General features: G+C 39.6%; 14 protein-coding genes. 4 read left to right on the forward strand and 10 right to left on the reverse strand.

Going from position 1 to position 15,960, the window contains the following annotated elements:
* Positions 1–6: 6 nt before the first annotated feature.
* The 3 genes from I8T81_RS03180 to I8T81_RS03190 all read right to left on the reverse strand — a co-directional run bounded on the left by I8T81_RS03180 (position 7) and on the right by I8T81_RS03190 (position 2,334).
* The gene (locus I8T81_RS03180; RefSeq protein ID WP_198072100.1) at positions 7–585 is read right to left on the reverse strand and encodes a dual specificity protein phosphatase family protein; all 579 of its coding nucleotides are present in this window, start codon (positions 583–585) and stop codon (positions 7–9) included.
* Positions 582–1,394: an MBL fold metallo-hydrolase gene (locus tag I8T81_RS03185; RefSeq protein WP_174739265.1), complete on the reverse strand. Its 813-nt coding sequence runs from the start codon at positions 1,392–1,394 to the stop codon at positions 582–584. Before I8T81_RS03185 ends, I8T81_RS03180 begins: the two co-directional genes overlap by 4 nt.
* Positions 1,395–1,683: 289 nt before the next feature.
* Positions 1,684–2,334, reverse strand: coding sequence for a peroxiredoxin (locus tag I8T81_RS03190; protein WP_039253140.1), 651 nt, complete (start codon positions 2,332–2,334; stop codon positions 1,684–1,686).
* A 407-nt stretch (positions 2,335–2,741) separates the two neighbouring features.
* On the opposite strand from I8T81_RS03190, the gene secA reads away from it, so the two are divergent.
* Together secA and I8T81_RS03200 are read left to right on the forward strand one after the other, a co-directional pair.
* Positions 2,742–5,465: a preprotein translocase subunit SecA gene (gene secA / locus I8T81_RS03195; protein ID WP_198072101.1), complete on the forward strand. Its 2,724-nt coding sequence runs from the start codon at positions 2,742–2,744 to the stop codon at positions 5,463–5,465.
* Between the two features lie 129 nt (positions 5,466–5,594).
* On the forward strand, positions 5,595–6,038 hold the full coding sequence (locus tag I8T81_RS03200) for a hypothetical protein (RefSeq protein WP_019457514.1): 444 nt from the start codon (positions 5,595–5,597) through the stop codon (positions 6,036–6,038).
* A gap of 68 nt (positions 6,039–6,106) precedes the next feature.
* Here I8T81_RS03200 and I8T81_RS03205 read toward each other — a convergent pair whose 3' ends face one another.
* Positions 6,107–7,417 (reverse strand): MFS transporter, encoded by a 1,311-nt coding sequence (locus I8T81_RS03205; RefSeq protein WP_019457515.1) that lies wholly within the window; start codon positions 7,415–7,417, stop codon positions 6,107–6,109.
* A gap of 133 nt (positions 7,418–7,550) precedes the next feature.
* A complete protein-coding gene (gene trhA / locus I8T81_RS03210) occupies positions 7,551–8,192 on the reverse strand; it encodes a PAQR family membrane homeostasis protein TrhA (protein ID WP_086496522.1) in 642 nt (213 codons plus the stop codon).
* A 127-nt stretch (positions 8,193–8,319) separates the two neighbouring features.
* Here trhA and I8T81_RS03215 point away from each other — a divergent pair, with 127 nt between their 5' ends.
* Positions 8,320–9,531, forward strand: a complete 1,212-nt coding sequence (locus I8T81_RS03215) for a class I SAM-dependent methyltransferase (RefSeq protein WP_198072102.1) — start codon at positions 8,320–8,322, stop codon at positions 9,529–9,531.
* A 12-nt stretch (positions 9,532–9,543) separates the two neighbouring features.
* Complete coding sequence (locus tag I8T81_RS03220; protein WP_151761562.1) at positions 9,544–9,963, forward strand: GNAT family N-acetyltransferase; 420 nt, start codon at positions 9,544–9,546, stop codon at positions 9,961–9,963.
* Positions 9,964–9,992: 29 nt separating this feature from the next.
* On the opposite strand, the gene I8T81_RS03225 is transcribed toward I8T81_RS03220, so the two are convergent.
* From I8T81_RS03225 to I8T81_RS03245, 5 genes are all read right to left on the reverse strand, one after another.
* Positions 9,993–10,853, reverse strand: a complete 861-nt coding sequence (locus tag I8T81_RS03225) for a patatin-like phospholipase family protein (protein ID WP_134263189.1) — start codon at positions 10,851–10,853, stop codon at positions 9,993–9,995.
* A gap of 15 nt (positions 10,854–10,868) precedes the next feature.
* Complete coding sequence (locus I8T81_RS03230; RefSeq protein ID WP_019457519.1) at positions 10,869–11,123, reverse strand: hypothetical protein; 255 nt, start codon at positions 11,121–11,123, stop codon at positions 10,869–10,871.
* A gap of 173 nt (positions 11,124–11,296) precedes the next feature.
* Complete coding sequence (locus tag I8T81_RS03235; RefSeq protein ID WP_198072103.1) at positions 11,297–13,432, reverse strand: 3-hydroxyacyl-CoA dehydrogenase NAD-binding domain-containing protein; 2,136 nt, start codon at positions 13,430–13,432, stop codon at positions 11,297–11,299.
* Positions 13,433–13,452: 20 nt separating this feature from the next.
* Positions 13,453–14,658, reverse strand: a complete 1,206-nt coding sequence (locus I8T81_RS03240) for an acetyl-CoA C-acetyltransferase (protein WP_198072104.1) — start codon at positions 14,656–14,658, stop codon at positions 13,453–13,455.
* 169 nt (positions 14,659–14,827) lie between these two features.
* Positions 14,828–15,838 (reverse strand): AraC family transcriptional regulator, encoded by a 1,011-nt coding sequence (locus I8T81_RS03245; RefSeq protein ID WP_002051267.1) that lies wholly within the window; start codon positions 15,836–15,838, stop codon positions 14,828–14,830.
* Positions 15,839–15,960: the final 122 nt, after the last annotated feature.

A 15,960-nucleotide genomic window follows, 5' to 3' on the forward strand; every position in this document is an offset into this window, starting at 1 on the left:
ATTTAATTAAGATGGATTCGACAATTGTTGTTGAATCCATTTTACATTTTCAGGGGTAAATAAACGGTCAATATTTTTCCAAATAATATGATAACCGTATCCGCCTTGCTTCATTTCTTTAACTGCATCATCAATTGCCCAATGTTCAAAAATAATTCGATACATCGCTACGCTAGCACCAGTACGGTCTGAACCGTGGTAGCAGTGTAATAAAACACGTTGATTATTTTGTTTAGCAATTTTAATTTGCTGCATGACTTCTAACAGGTCTTGTCTGTTAATTGCCCATGTATCGATAGGAATGTGAACAAGATTAAAATTCTCATTTTTAAATACTAATTCATCTGAGTCTTTAGCTCTTAAATTAATGATAGTTCCGATTTCATGACGTTTTAATTCGGGAATCATTGCAGCATTTGGTTGTTCGCTACGAAAAACATCATTGCTCACTTGGTAAAAGTTATGTGCTTCGGAAACTAAAGTTCCCCAATCTTTGGGTCTATGCTCATGTGCAATGCTTTCATGTTGCATACATCCCTGTAGGTTTAGACACAGAACAAGGGCGATGAGGGAGATTTTTTTCATGTTTGATACCGTCGAAGCTCATGAGGGTCATGGGCACAAATAATTTCAATCGTTGGCTCATGTTGAGCCAAATGCTGTAATTTTTTAAGGTTAATAAGACGCTTTTCATTATCTTCTGCAAACGTTTTTTCCAGAAGGGTTAGCGATCTTAATTTATTTTCAGGATTTAACTCTAGATGTGAGTAGTAAGCATCTCCGCAGAACAACAGCCACTGATTTTGTTGTTTGATGGCAATGCCACAATGTCCAGCGGAATGGCCTAATAATGGCACCATTAAAATTTCATCTTGGAATAACGGAAAACCTTTTACTTTTTCAAGATTAAACCATTTTTCACCTTGCTGATATTCAACGAAATTCCAGTATCGATGCTGATTATATTGATTGGTTCTATAGCGAAGTTTACCTTTAAAATTAGGTAATTGTGCAGCATTATATTCAGTGGCTAAGACATGAACTGTGGCATGAGGAAAGTCAGAAATGCCACCTGCATGGTCAAAGTCGAGGTGAGTCACAAAGATGTGCTGTACATCTTTAGGATGAAAACCTAGTTTTTGTATTTGCTGGATTGCACTGAATTCAAGATTCGTCTCAATTTTCCCCAAACGTTTAACTAACGAGCCAAGGCGTTGTTGCATGTGTAAATAGTCTTGCAGACCAAATCCTGTATCAATGAGTACAAGCCCGCGGTCCGTCTCTATTAAAAGACAATGGCATACCACTTCAGCTTTCCAGCCTTTCTGCCCAAATAAAGGTGCGCAGACAGGACACATACTGCCGCATTTTAAATGATGAATTTTATGGATCATGATTATTGTTTTTTGAACAAACTCCTTGGAAGTTATAACTGATCTCGACACTAAAAACCATGTGTATTCAATAATGAAAAAAGCCATCGGGTGAGATGGCTTGGAGATGGAAACATTTGGTTCTATGTTTGGGCTAGTTTTCTTTATGCTTTTTTTATTATTGGTTACGCAGTTTGCTTGTCTTGAAAATAAGCATTTCAGATGCTTGCCTACGCACTACGTTTATGTTTCAGAGAACTCTTCAGAAGACTGTCTACGCGCTTCGCTTGTCTTGCAAGCAATAAAACCTTTAGTCGGTTTTATTGCTTTCAGGCTGTGGTGTGAGGCGCAAATAAGGTTTTACTGCGGTATAGCCTTTAGGGAAGCGCTGTTTAATTTCTTCTTCATCTTTTAAAGAAGGAACAATTACAACATCTTCACCTTGTTTCCAGTTCGCAGGCGTAGCCACTTTATGCTTATCTGTTAATTGTAATGAATCCACGACACGTAAGACTTCGTTGAAGTTACGACCAGTTGAAGCAGGATAGGTAATAATTAAACGAACTTTCTTGTTTGGATCAATAATGACTAAAGAACGAACTGTAAGTGTTTCACTCGCATTTGGATGAATGAAATCGTAAAGTTCAGACACTTTACGGTCTTTGTCAGCAATAATTGGAAAATTAACCGTAGTATTTTGAGTTTCGTTAATGTCGTTAATCCAGCCTTTATGCGATTCAACATCATCTACAGATAGGGCAATCGCTTTAACATTACGTTTTTCAAATTCGTCTTTTAATTTTGCTGTATAACCTAACTCTGTTGTACATACAGGTGTATAGTCAGCGGGATGTGAAAATAAAATGCCCCAACTATCGCCTAAAAAATCATAAAAATGAATTGTGCCTTCGCTTGATTCTTGTTGAAAATCAGGGGCAGTGTCTCCTAATCGTAATGTCATGATCTTTCCTCAGTTGCTTAAAATTTGTTATGTGCTGAAATGAATATGACGCAATTTATTTATTATTAAAATTATTGTTTTTTTATTTTATTATGAATTTTTTATATAAGTGTAAATATATATGACTAAAACTCACTAATTTAAGAACTGAATCAATGTAACTTTAAGATAAATTTGCTAAATTAGATTTCTCGGAAGTTGTGTTCAATAGATGAGCGTTAATATTGAGTTTTTAGGTGCCGGACATATTCAGCGGCCTTAGAAAAAGGTTGAAACCGTTTGTCTAACTATCAGATTTTTTTTATGGGTTTTGTGCAAAACCCTTGTACTTCAAATTTCTGGCACCATAATAAACGACTGAGAAAAAATTTATTCATTTGACCAAGCAAGATTTAGAGAGTTTATCCATGTTGGCAAGTCTGATCGGAGGTATCTTCGGTACAAAAAATGAGCGTGAACTCAAACGCATGCGCAAAATTGTTGAGCAAATCAATGCGCTCGAGCCGACGATATCAGCTTTAAGCGATGCAGACTTATCTGCAAAAACTCCAGAATTCAAACAACGTTATAACAATGGCGAAAGTTTAGATAAGTTACTCCCTGAAGCGTTTGCAGTTTGTCGTGAGGCAGCAAAACGTGTAATGGGCATGCGTCACTATGATGTGCAATTGATTGGTGGTATTACTCTACACGAAGGCAAAATTGCCGAAATGCGTACCGGTGAAGGTAAAACCCTTATGGGTACTTTGGCGTGTTATTTAAACGCATTAAGTGGCGAAGGCGTTCATGTGATTACTGTGAACGATTACTTGGCACAGCGTGATGCTGAGTTAAACCGTCCATTATTTGAGTTCTTAGGTTTAAGCATTGGTACAATTTATTCAATGCAAGAACCGTCAGAAAAAGCAGCGGCTTACCTTGCTGACATTACCTATGGTACCAACAACGAATTTGGTTTTGACTACTTACGTGACAACATGGTGTTTTCTTTAGCAGAAAAGAAACAACGTGGTTTGCACTATGCCATTATCGACGAAGTTGACTCAATCTTGATTGATGAGGCGCGTACTCCATTAATTATTTCTGGTCAAAGTGAAGACTCTTCACACCTCTATACTGCAATCAATACGATTCCACCAAAATTACGTCCGCAAAAAGAAGAAAAAGTTGCCGATGGTGGACATTTTTGGATTGATGAAAAGCAGCGTTCAGTTGAAATGACCGAAATTGGTTATGAAACTGTAGAACAAGAACTCATTCAAATGGGCTTGTTGGCTGAAGGCGAAAGCTTATATTCAGCAACAAACTTAAACCTTGTTCACCATGTGTCTGCTGCTATTCGTGCGCACTTCTTATTCCAACGTGATGTTCACTATATTATTCATGATGGTGAAGTGATTATTGTTGATGAGCACACTGGTCGTACAATGCCAGGTCGTCGTTGGTCAGAAGGTTTGCACCAAGCAGTTGAAGCAAAAGAAGGCTTGGAAATTCAGCCTGAAAACCAAACTTTAGCAACAACTACATTCCAAAACTATTTCCGTCTTTATAAAAAGCTTTCAGGTATGACAGGTACTGCTGATACTGAAGCTGCGGAAATGAAAGAGATTTACGGTCTTGATGTTGTCATTATTCCGACTCACCGACCAATGATTCGTAACGACCAAAACGATTTAATCTACTTAAACCGTAATGGTAAATATAATGCGATTATTCAAGAAATTATGAATATTCGCGAACAAGGTGTTGCACCGATTCTAATTGGTACAGCAACCATTGAAGCTAGTGAAATTCTATCTTCTAAGTTGATGCAAGCTGGTATTCACCACGAAGTGTTGAACGCTAAACAACATGAACGTGAAGCAGACATTATTGCTCAGGCGGGTAGCCCGAATGCAGTAACAATTGCAACCAACATGGCTGGTCGTGGTACAGATATTATCTTAGGTGGTAACTGGAAGGCGAAACTTGCCAAGCTTGAAAACCCGACAGCAGAAGATGAAGCTCATCTGAAAGCACAATGGGAACAAGACCACGAAGATGTATTGCAAGCAGGTGGTTTGCATATTATTGGTTCTGAGCGCCATGAATCACGCCGTATTGACAACCAGTTACGTGGTCGTGCGGGTCGTCAAGGTGACCCTGGTGTTTCTCGTTTCTATTTATCTCTTGAAGATGACCTCATGCGTATTTTTGCAGGTGACCGTGTTGTTGCCATGATGCGTGCAATGGGCTTACAGGAAAATGAAGCGATTGAACACAAAATGGTAAGCCGTTCTATCGAAAATGCACAACGTAAAGTTGAAGCACGTAACTTCGATATTCGTAAGAACCTATTGAAATACGATGACGTGAATAATGAACAACGTAAGATCATTTATTCACAACGTGATGAAGTTTTAGCGGAAAACACTTTACAAGAATACGTTGAAGAAATGCATCATGAAGTCATGCAAGCCATGATTGCTAACTTTATTCCACCAGAGTCAATTCACGACCAATGGGATGTGGAAGGCTTGGAAAATGCTTTACGTATCGATTTAGGTATTGAGTTACCAGTTCAGGAGTGGTTAGAGCAAGATCGTCGTCTTGATGAAGAAGGTCTAGTTGAACGTATTAGCGATGAAGTGCTTACTCGTTATCGTCAGCGTCGTGCACAGATGGGTGATGAGTCGGCAGCAATGCTTGAACGTCATTTCGTTTTAAATTCTCTTGACCGTCATTGGAAAGACCATTTGGCTGCAATGGATTATTTGCGCCAAGGTATCCACTTACGTGGCTACGCGCAAAAGAACCCTGAGCAGGAATACAAAAAAGAAGCATTTAACTTGTTTGTAAACATGTTGGGTGTCATTAAAACTGATGTTGTGACTGATTTGTCCCGTGTACATATCCCAACACCAGAAGAACTTGCAGAAATGGAAGCTCAACAACAACAGCAAGCAGAAGCAATGAAGCTTTCTTTTGAGCATGATGATGTTGATGGCTTAACTGGTGAAGTGACTGCTTCTCAGGAAACACTCAATGAGTCGGTTGATAACCAACAAATGTTCCCTGTTCCTGAAAGTCGCAATGCACCATGTCCATGTGGTTCTGGTTTAAAATATAAGCAGTGTCACGGCAAAATTTAATTTGCTTGATAAAAAAAGCAGAACAATTGTTCTGCTTTTTTTGGTTTGTAGTAAGCCTGTGAATAATGTTTGCAGTTTTAAGCATTAAATGCTATTTACTTCTCATCCAGAGTGTATGTTGGAAAGACAATGAAAAAAGTATTACAACCCTTATTTTTAGCTGTTCTTGCTGTGCCAAGTTTTGTTTTCGCAGCAGAAACAACTTCAGCCCCTCAAACAACAACGGTTGCTAAAGTTCGTGCAGCAACTGGTCCAACTTCGGCTCAGGCTGTAGTGAAGCAAGAAAATACGACGGTAATTAGCCCTCGTACAGGTATTCGTTATACATTGGGTAATACAGGTAATCGCCCAATCATTTTACAAACTGCTGCGATTGCTCCAGCAAACTCTGCAAACATTAATCGTATTGTTGCAACTAACCCAGCGTTGTCTGCGAAAAGCCAAGAAAAAGCAAAAATTGCTTTAATTGGTGAAGCCGCAGTTGCGGGTGCAGCAGCTGTAGCAGCAAATAATGTAACTGCTCCAGCGGCGACAAATGGTGTTGCGCCAGCAAACCCTGCATCAATGAATTAATTTTCATATATAAAAAAAAGCCGGTCAATTTTGAACCGGCTTTTTTATATTAGGGTGTTTGAAAATATTTAAATCTGATTATTTACATCGTCATTTTTTGTTTCACGTATTAATAAGAACGCGACCAATGATAAAAGTGATGCTGCTGTCAGATAATAACCTACAGCATATAAACCGTAAGTTTCAGCAAGTTTTGTGGCAATCAGTGGAGCAAACGATGCGCCAAAAATACCAGCTAAGTTAAAGGTTAATGCTGAGCCTGTATAACGAACTGAAATTGGGAAAATCTCAGAAAGAACTGTACCAATTGGGCCATAGGTTAAACCCATAATTGATAGGCCAGTACATAAGAAAAGAAAAACGATAAGAGTATTTCCAGACTCTAACATGCTAGAGAAGAATAATCCGAAGATCGCAGCAGCAATACATACGCCAACTGAAGTGGCTTTACGTCCAAATTTTTCTGCAAAAATAGCAGATAAAGGAATGAATGCTGCAAAACAAAGTGTCGCAAAAAGTTGAAGTTCTAAAAACTCACCACGTGCATAACCCAGTTTCGTCGTTCCCCAGTTAAGTGCAAACACTGTAGTGAGATAAAACACAACGAAAGTACAGATCGCTGCAATCGTGCCGAGAATAAGCTTACCCGTATGTTTCGTGACAACTTCTTTAAATGGAATATTAACTTCTTTTTGTTTATCTAAAACTTTCTGGAAAGCTGGAGTTTCATGGAGTTTTAAACGGATATATAAACCAACAATGACCAAAATTGCACTCGCAATAAATGGAATACGCCAGCCCCATTGCATGAATGCCTGTTCAGGAATAGCCGCACTTAAAAGTAAGAATGATCCCGTTGCTAAAATAAAACCAATAGGGGCGCCAAGCTGTGGGAACATGCCATACCATGCACGCTTACCTTCTGGTGCATTTTCAGTTGCAAGTAGTACAGCACCACTCCATTCACCTCCTAGACCTAAACCTTGTCCTAGACGGCAAGCCGCTAGTAGTAAGGGAGCCACAATCCCGATTTGTGCATAAGTTGGAAGTAGGCCAATACAGACCGTTGATATACCCATGGTCAGCAAAGCTGCCACTAGTGTTGCTTTACGGCCAATACGATCCCCTAAGTGGCCAAATAAAGCTGCACCGATAGGACGAGCAATAAAGGCAATTGCGAATGTTGCGAGTGATTGTAAAACGGCAGCGCTGCCACTGCTGGCAGGGAAAAACAGATGTGGAAAGATAATCACGGCAGCAGTTGCATAGATATAAAAGTCGAAGAACTCAATGGTTGTACCGACTAAGCTTGCAAATAAAACCCGTGCTTTTGAATTAGTGGCTACTACAGGAGCAGCTGTCGCAGAGGTTGACTCCATATAAGTCCTTATATCAATTAAAATTTATTTTTAGTTTGCTATCCTTTTTTAAAAGATAATTTTCTTAAAGAATAGCGTGAAAGAACATCATCCATGACTCTTTCAGGATCACTGAATATGAGTGAAAAATGGACTAAATAACGTACCAATAGATTGCAAGAAAGTGTGCTCCTGCACCTAAAAGCACAAAAATATGCCAGATTGCATGGGTATATCTTACCTTTTTTAATGCGTAAAACAATGCTCCAACAGTGTAAGCTAAGCCCCCAGTAATTAAGAACATCAAAGCATCTTTACTTAAATAAGTACGCATATCATCCATTACAAAAACTGCAAGCCATCCCATTAGAACATAAGCAAGTAATGAGATTTTCTGAAAGCGGTGAATGAAAACTAACTTGAAAAGTGTACCAATTGCAGCAATGGCCCAAAGTGCAATAAGTAATATATGGGCTTTGGGTGTAGGTATCGCAATACTTAAAAACGGGGTATATGTTCCTGCAATTAAGTAATAAATAGCTGTGTGATCGAGTTTTTTATACCAGTAACGTAAGTTTTGGGTCTGCGCAAAGTGATAAAGAGTCGAACTGGTAAAAACGAGAATTAGGCTAAAAGCGTATACCCACAAACCTACCCACTGAGCAGTTGGAAGATAAGATCCTTTTAAAATTAAAAGGATAGCGGCAACCACGGCCATAATAACGCCAGCACCATGGCTATAGGCATTAAAAAGTTCTTCTTTGGGGTCGTAAGTTTCTAACACCGATTTACTCATAAGTTTATTTTTTTGATTAAAAATACAAATGTATAGAAATACAAAACAGTCGTAAAGTTATTTTATTTTTAATCCTATACCCTTTAAACTTTCAGTTTATATGAGTCACCATTCTTTAGGTATATCTGTGTCGGTTTTCTCCTTTGAGCAAGAACAGCAATTCTTTCATGAAATCAAACAAATGCTTGATGAGCAGAGTTTTGAGCGTTTGATTTTGAGCCAATATAAAGGAGAGTTGGCACAACTAGAAAAAATCACTTTTCGTATTGTAGAGTTAAATGGGAAAAAGCAGCTTTCAGCTTTATATCATTATACTACTCAAGATGTGACCAAAAACTATACCTTTGAAGAGGGTTTAGAACAGATCACAACACTGATTGTTCAATGCAAACAAGCAAATTTATTTTCAACTCTGCAAGAAATTCAGCTTAAAAAAAATAAGAAAAAAGCCATGCTTAATATGGGTAAAAAGCAAAGTACGAATACGGCTCCAACGGTACAAGCGCATGATCGTGAGAAACAGCGTTATGTACAGCAGAGTAGTGCATTTTTAAAAGAGCTTGGTATTACTGATGAGAAAGCTCAAATCATTCCAAGTATGGCTCGTAAATGGAAGCAGATTAATAAATTTATCGAAATTTTTGCGAGCGCGTATGAACAAATTGATGCAGAGCAAAAAGAATTACGCATCGTCGATTTTGGTTCAGGGAAAGGTTATTTAACTTTTGCTTTGTATGATTATTTACAGGAACAACAAAAGATTCCACTGATTACTGGTGTAGAGCTGCGTCGTAACTTGGTGGAGTTCTGCCAGAATGTGGCAGACAAAGTGCATTTTAATCATTTGGACTTTTTTGAAGGTGATGTACGTAGTTATCAGCCAGAAAAGCTAGACGTTATGATTGCTTTGCATGCGTGTGATATTGCGACTGATTTTGCCATTCATACCGGAATTCGTTTGAACGCTTCAATGATTATGTGCGCACCGTGCTGTCACAAAGAGTTGCGTCCACAACTACATAGTCCTGAAGTTCTACAACCGATGCTACAGTTTGGTATTCATGCAGGACAGCAAGCTGAGATGTTAACTGATACATTACGTGCGTTACTTTTGAAAGCATATGGCTATGAAACCAAAGTTTTTGAGTTTGTATCACTTGAGCATACCAGCAAAAACAAAATGATTTTGGCAACAAAACGCAAGAATGTTTCACAACCTGATGCGAAGATTATGGCTCAAATTCAAGCATTGAAAGAAATGTACGGAATTAAAAAACAGACCTTGGAATTGTTATTACAAGATCAGTTGCCGATCGAAAATATTGGCTGCAAATGCTAGGAAGATGAGTGAATGTATAAAGTTATAGCGGATGATTGGGAGCAGCTTGAGAAAGATGCAAAATACATCCGTGAGCAAGTCTTCATTCAAGAGCAAGGCATTGCGCCTGAAGATGAATGGGATGATTTTGACGCCACTGCTGTGCACTTTATGGTGTATGACAAAGAGCAGCCTATCGCTACAGCACGTTTGTTGCCACAGCATAGTGTAGGACGTGTTGCCGTTTTAATGCCTTATCGAAAGCAGGGTATTGGTAAAATTTTAATGCAGCATATTATTGACTATGCGCGTAACCAGAAACTGCCTTATTTAAAGCTTTCCGCGCAAACTTATGTGACAGCTTTTTATGAAGCTCTAGGTTTTAACGTGCAGGGTGAAGTTTACCAAGATTGTGGTATTCCACATATTGATATGATTTTAGCGTTAAGTTGAGATTCCTTTGTAGAAATCTCAACTTTGAATTACTTCATCGCATTCCAGTTTTCGATGGCTTGTAAGCCAGTCTCTAAACCAACTTCGTAACTATAACGAAGCTTTTTCGGATTTGTGGTTAAGCGGCCAGCCATATTTTTAAGAGGCGGTGGACATACTTCTAAAATTTGCTGGTCTGGATTATTGCCACGAACAAAATCTACCGAAGCGTTATAACGGGCACAACGGTTCCGTAAACTGCTTGCAAAACCATAGTAATGTTTAAACGCATATTTTGCGAGGAATTGGTCGCCTCGGCTACTGCCCTTAAAGTAATTTTTAGGGCGAGTGCGTAAAACTAACAGCTTTTTAACGCCACTTTGCTGTGCTGTCCAGCGAACGGGTAAGGCATCTGCAACGCCGCCATCAAAGTATGGTTCACCCATAATATCGACGGGATGACGCGTTAAAACCGGAATTGAGCTAGAAGCACGCAGTGCATTTAACAGATTATCTTTACCAGCACGAAGATACTCAGCATGACCTGTTTTAGCATGCGTCAACACCATATAAAAATCTGGATTTTTGGCAAAAAGGCTCTGTTGATCAAGAGGATGTTCTTTTTCACCAATTTCCCACATCCATTTTAAATCAAGTAAATCGCCACCTTTAAAGAAGCGCTTATAATCGATAAATTCAGGACGCAGTGAATGGTCAACATAAAATGTTAAAGTTCGGCCTTGCTGACCTGCTAAGTAGTTAGCCACATTGGTCGAACCGGAAGATACACCAACATATAAGTCAAAAGGATTGAACTGTTGTTGTAGAAAAGCATCAAGTACACCACTGGTAAAGGCACCACGCATGCCTCCACCTTCTACAACTAGTGCATTGCGGGAAAAATCTGTCATTTGAAAAATATCTGATTACTGATGTGAATGCTGATGTTCTTGCATGTCCATTCCAGGCATGTTGTCATGCTGACTTTGTTGATCTGTCGATTTTTCAGCTTTTTGTTGCATTTCGTGCTGTTGAGCTTTGCGCTGAGCACCTGGCATATAGTCAGGTTCATTACTCATTGCTAAATAGAAAAAGCCAAGGAAAATCGCACTTAAAACACCAACGATCAGAACAAATTTCCAGCCTAAAACTGCTGATTCGGAAGAATTTTTATCGGACATAAGGATTTCTCGAATGTGCTGTAGAAGCACAAAAATGAAGTCTATTTATAGCATATTTAGGCTGTAGGCAGAAATCTTAAAGGGCATAAAGAACATAAAGAAAAACCCATATAAATAAAATATATTTATATGGGTAAGGTTTATGCAGTTTTTAAATATTCATTACGTCTAAGTTATTGAATATTTTGCTTCTGCTCAGCTTTGGTTTTTAGTAATGCTGGTGGTGTGAATCTCTCACCATATTTGGTAGCTAACTCTTCGGCGCGTTTTTCTGCTTTCTCAATACCATATTGATTGAGGAATTGAATCGCTCCACCAGTCCAAGGGGCATAACCAATTCCAAAAATAGAACCGACATTGGCATCAATAACCGATTCCAATACACCTTCTTCGTAACAACGTAAGGTATCTAAGGCTTGTACAAACAAAATACGATCAATCATATCTTGCTCGGAAATATCGTGATCTTTCTGCCAGCGGTTTAAACCTTCCCATAGGTGTTTTTTACCATTTTCAGGATAGTCATAGAAACCTGCGCCACCAGTTTTACCTTTACGGTTTAATTCATGAATCATGGTATGAATCACTTCATCTACTGGTGTTTTCGGTAGTTCTTTGCCTTCGGCTTGTAAAGCTTTACGTGCTTCGCTAGCAACATGCTCGGTTAAGGTTAAAGACACTTCATCTTGAATCGCAAGTGGTCCCACAGGCATGCCTGCTTTCAGTGCTGCCATTTCAATACGTGCTGGGTGGACACCTTCGGCAAGCAAACGCATACCTTCTTGAATGAACGTACCAAATACACGACTCGTAAAGAAACCACGGCTATCATTGACAACAATCGGTGTTTTTCCAATTTGTTGTACAAAGTCGTAGGCTTTAGCAAGAGTTTCACTTGAGGTATTTTTACCTTTGATAATTTCAACCAACTGCATTTTATCGACAGGGCTAAAGAAATGCAGACCGATAAAAGCTTTATCATCCTTACTTGCGTGAGCTAAACCTGTGATTGGCAGGGTCGATGTATTTGACGCCATTACGCCGTTAGGTGCTAAATATTGTTCGGCTTCTTGAGTGACTTTCGCTTTGAGTTCTTGATTTTCAAATACCGCTTCAATAATTAAATCACAGTCTTGAAGGTCTTGAGCTGAAGCTGAAGCTGTAATGAGCGATAAAATCTGGTCACGTTTCTCTACTGTCATGCGGCCTTGTGAAACACGTTTATCTAGCAATTTCTGAGAATATGCTTTGCCTTTTTCAGCATTTTCAACAGATACATCTTTAAGGATAACAGGAATGCCTTTAATAGCTGTTGAATAGGCAATGCCCGCACCCATCATGCCCGCACCCAACACACCAACTTTAGTGGCTTGCCATTTTGCAACATCGGCAGGGCGGCTCGCACCAGACTTAATTGCATTTAGACCATGCCAGAAAGTGCCGATCATATTTTTAGAAATTTGACCTGTTGTAAGCTGAGTAAAGTAGCGAGACTCAATACGCAGTGCAGTATCAACATCGACTTGAGCACCTTCAACTGCGGCAGCCATAATCGCTTCAGGAGCAGGGTAGCAGCCTTTAGTTTTGTCTTTTAACATGGCTGGTGCAATTGCAAGAACTTGTGCAACTGCTGGAGTTTTTGGATCACCACCCGGAATTTTATAACCCTTCACGTCAAAAGGCTGCTGAGATTTTGGATTGGCCTTTATCCAAGCAATTGCTTTATCTAAAAGCTCTTGTTCATTTTTAGCAGTATCGTGAATTAAGCCTAAAGATTTGGCTTTATCGACACCGAACTGCTTGCCTTCCATTAAAAATGGAAATGCATTTTGAAGCCCAAGCAGACGTACCATACGTACAATTCCACCGCCGCCCGGTAATAAACCTAAAGTAACTTCTGGTAGGCCAAATTTGCTTTTCGGATCATTGATTGCAATACGGTGATGGCAACTTAATGCAATTTCCCATCCACCGCCCAGTGCTGTGCCATTTAATGCTGCAACCACTGGAATTCCTAAGGTTTCTATTGTACGTAAATGACCTTTTAGCTTTTCAACCATATTGAAAAAGTCAGTTGCGTGCTCAGGTTGAACTTGAATTAGCTCATCTAGGTCACCACCTGCAAAGAACGTTTTTTTAGCTGAGCGGAAAATAACGCCTGAAAGTTCTGTTTCTGCTTTAAGTTTCTGAGTGACCTCATCGAGCGAGTCACGAAACTCAGCATTCATGGTGTTTGCAGATTGGCCAGTTGAATCAAGCGTTAAAATGACAATATTGTCGGCATTTTTTTCGTATTGAATTGCACTCATCTTTATATATCCCTAAATTTTTATACACGTTCAATAATGGTGGCAATACCCATACCACCGCCGACACATAGCGTTGCTAAACCGCGCTTTTTATCTTGTCGTTCAAGTTCATCAAGTAGGGTGCCTAAAATCATGGCACCTGTTGCGCCTAAAGGATGTCCTAAAGCAATTGCACCGCCATTTACGTTGACTTTTTCAGCAGGGACGTTGAGCTCATTAATAAAACGCATAACAACTGCTGCGAATGCTTCGTTGACTTCAAATAGGTCAATATCATTAATCGTAAGGCCTGCTTTTTCCAAGGCTTTGCGTGCAGCAGGCGCAGGACCAGTCAGCATAATGGTTGGGTCAGTACCGACGAGTGCAGTAGCTAAAACTTTAGCGCGTGGTTTTAAGTTTTGTTCTTTCACGGCTTTTTCAGAAGCCAATAAAACTACAGCTGCTCCATCGACAATACCTGATGAATTACCAGCATGATGAACATGATTGATTTTTTGTGCTTCCGGATATTTTTGTAAAGCAACTGCATCAAAGCCCATTTGCCCCATCATTTCAAAACTTGGGTTGAGCTTTGCTAACCCTTCAAGGGTGGTATTGCCTTTAATAAATTCATCTTTTTCTAAAATCACAACACTTGCGTGATCTTTGACTGGCACAACTGATTGATCAAAATAACCATTTGCTTGAGCTGCCGCTGCTTTTTGTTGTGACTTCACTGCAAAGTTATCGACATCTTCACGGCTATAGCCATCTAAGGTTGCAATGAGGTCGGCCCCAATACCTTGCGGAACAAATGATGATTTAAGGTTTGTTTCTGGGTCTAAAGCCCATGGCCCACCATCAGAACCCATTGGAATGCGTGACATTGATTCAACACCGCCAGCAACCACTAAATCTTCCCAACCCGAACGAACTTTCATTGCTGCCATATTGACTGCTTCTAAACCTGAAGCACAAAAACGGTTGATTTGTACACCAGCAACATCATCATTCCAACCTGCTGCAATTGCTGCGGTTTTGGCAATGTCCCCACCTTGATCGCCAATTGGTGTTACGCAACCTAGAACAATGTCGTCCACTTTAGATGTATCAAGCTGATGGCGTTGCTGTAATTCATTTAATAGGGTAGTGAGTAATGTGATTGGTTTTACTTCGTAAAGAGAGCCGTCTTTTTTTCCTTTTCCGCGTGGTGTGCGAATGGCATCAATAATATAAGCCTCGCTCATAACATTTCCTTTTTTATTGCTTAAAATTTATTTGTGTTTTGAGTGTACTGGTTTTAAGAGCGAGTGCAATGACGATAAGCGCACCAGTCAGGTGATGATTTTTGCCAATAGAAATACAAAAAAGCCCAAGTTGAACTTGGGCTAATGTGAAACTGAAGAGATTTAAGAATTAGTGATAACCGTGTAGCTGACGATATAAACCAGGAGTTACACCAGTCCACTTTTTAAATGCACGGTGGAATGTACTGGTTTCACTAAAGCCTACCTGTTGAGCAACATCTTCAAGTGTTAACTCAGGGTTGAGTAACAAGTGAATAGCAGCATCTCGACGTAAAGCGTCTTTGACGCCTTGGTAGCTTTTACCTTCAGCAGCCAAGCGGCGGCGTAAGGTTTGTGGAGATAAATACAGCATAGATGCAACATCATTAAGCGTTGGCATTTCTTCACCAATTTGGCTCTTAAGTACGTCACGAATACGAGAAGTCAACGAGTTGGTGTTTTTGAATTTTACTAAAAGCTGAGCAGGAGCTGCTTTTAGGAACTCTTCTAGCGTTTTTTCATCTTGGCGGATTGGTAAGTCAAGATAATCAGCTGCAAAAGTTATTTCGGTGCGAGGTGCATCAAACTGCATGACTGGCGCAAAGAATAACGCATCATATTCATCTGCATGTGCAGGACGTGGATAGCTAAAATGAACACGCTCTAAAGGTAAGCGACGTTCAATGAGCCACGACGCTAAACCGTGCCAAATCATGAGCATACTTTCAGTAATGAAATGATCTGGATCTAATGTTTTTGGAATGAGAGGTACTAAACGCGCTTCGTGTTTGTCACGCTCTAGGGTTACTGACCATTCATCACCAAATAACTTGTAAAATTGAGATGAAAGTTCGAGAGCTTGTCCCAAAGTTTTTGCATGAATAATCAACTGACACATAATGGCAAAAGTGCCCAGACGACGTGGTTGTACATCAAAACCGACGTGTTCGTCTTGGGTGACCATCCATAGCATTTTTATAAAACGGGTATATTGTTCTGGTGAGATTCGAGCTTTAGGTTGACGTAATAGTTCCGCTTCGATACCCACATGTGAAAGTAACGTCTCGACATCCATGCCAAGGCGTTTTACGCCTGTCAAAGCCGCATTCACGAAGTGGATGCTAATCGTATCGCGACTCATATTGAATCCTTCAGTCTCTTTGATGTTCACTTTAAATTGACCTAAATGACCGTCTAAAAAAATAAATTGGCGATTTACAACAGTGTAAAAGCACTTTTTACATGTTAAATTGCCGAAATGAT

The sequence above is a fragment of the Acinetobacter seifertii genome (assembly GCF_016064815.1).
Classification (GTDB): Bacteria; Pseudomonadota; Gammaproteobacteria; order Pseudomonadales; family Moraxellaceae; genus Acinetobacter; species Acinetobacter seifertii.

Bases quoted from the DNA above. Each gene is read 5' to 3' on its own strand.
- I8T81_RS03180 (WP_198072100.1), bottom strand. From the start codon at position 585: ATGAAAAAAATCTCCCTCATCGCCCTTGTTCTGTGTCTAAACCTACAG.
- I8T81_RS03185 (WP_174739265.1), bottom strand. From the start codon at position 1,394: ATGATCCATAAAATTCATCATTTAAAATGCGGCAGTATGTGTCCTGTC.
- I8T81_RS03190 (WP_039253140.1), bottom strand. From the start codon at position 2,334: ATGACATTACGATTAGGAGACACTGCCCCTGATTTTCAACAAGAATCA.
- secA (WP_198072101.1), top strand. From the start codon at position 2,742: ATGTTGGCAAGTCTGATCGGAGGTATCTTCGGTACAAAAAATGAGCGT.
- I8T81_RS03200 (WP_019457514.1), top strand. From the start codon at position 5,595: ATGAAAAAAGTATTACAACCCTTATTTTTAGCTGTTCTTGCTGTGCCA.
- I8T81_RS03205 (WP_019457515.1), bottom strand. From the start codon at position 7,417: ATGGAGTCAACCTCTGCGACAGCTGCTCCTGTAGTAGCCACTAATTCA.
- trhA (WP_086496522.1), bottom strand. From the start codon at position 8,192: ATGAGTAAATCGGTGTTAGAAACTTACGACCCCAAAGAAGAACTTTTT.
- I8T81_RS03220 (WP_151761562.1), top strand. From the start codon at position 9,544: ATGTATAAAGTTATAGCGGATGATTGGGAGCAGCTTGAGAAAGATGCA.
- I8T81_RS03225 (WP_134263189.1), bottom strand. From the start codon at position 10,853: ATGACAGATTTTTCCCGCAATGCACTAGTTGTAGAAGGTGGAGGCATG.
- I8T81_RS03230 (WP_019457519.1), bottom strand. From the start codon at position 11,123: ATGTCCGATAAAAATTCTTCCGAATCAGCAGTTTTAGGCTGGAAATTT.
- I8T81_RS03235 (WP_198072103.1), bottom strand. From the start codon at position 13,432: ATGAGTGCAATTCAATACGAAAAAAATGCCGACAATATTGTCATTTTA.
- I8T81_RS03240 (WP_198072104.1), bottom strand. From the start codon at position 14,658: ATGAGCGAGGCTTATATTATTGATGCCATTCGCACACCACGCGGAAAA.
- I8T81_RS03245 (WP_002051267.1), bottom strand. From the start codon at position 15,838: ATGAGTCGCGATACGATTAGCATCCACTTCGTGAATGCGGCTTTGACA.